The 559-nt window shown below is 71.7% G+C and carries 1 pseudogene; it reads left to right on the top strand.

The window, feature by feature from the left end:
- Positions 1–357: pseudogene (locus tag RZ50_RS28180) on the top strand (transposase); the annotation flags it as partial.
- Positions 358–559 lie beyond the last annotated feature (202 nt).

The following is a 559-nucleotide window of genomic DNA, read 5'->3' as shown; positions in this document are numbered from 1 at the left end:
ACCGCCCGCAATCCCGGCCTGCGGGCCGCCTACGGCGTCGGCCCCGACACCGCCGCCCAGCTGCTGGTCACCGCCGGAGGCAACCCCGAACGCCTGCGCACCGAGGCGGCGTTCGCCGCCCTGTGCGGAGCCGCCCCCGTCCCCGCCTCCAGCGGCCGCACCAACCGCCACCGCCTCTCCCGCGGCGGTGACCGGGCCGCCAACGCGGCCCTCTACCGCATCGCCCTGGTCCGCATGGCCAGTGATACCCGCACCCGTGAGTACGTGGTCCGGCAGACCGCAGACGGCCGGACGAAGAAGGAGATCATCCGGCTCCTGAAACGGGCCGTCGCCCGGGAGATGTTCCGCTGCCTGAGCAGCACGGTCACCGTCCCCGGCATCGCCGACCTGAGACCCATGCGGCAGGCGAAGAACATCACCCTCACCGCCGTCGCCAACCACTTCGGGGTCTGGCCCGCCACCATCTCCACCCTCGAACGTGGCATCCGCCGAGACGACGACCTCGCCAACGCCTACCGCGACTGGCTCACCGCCGCTTGACAGCCAATAGGAGCATCAA

The sequence above is a fragment of the Kitasatospora sp. SUK 42 genome, from assembly GCF_015776785.2.
Classification (GTDB): domain Bacteria; phylum Actinomycetota; class Actinomycetes; order Streptomycetales; family Streptomycetaceae; genus Kitasatospora.
Note: the sequence above shows the minus strand (reverse complement) of the source record. Positions and strands in the feature narration are given on the sequence as shown.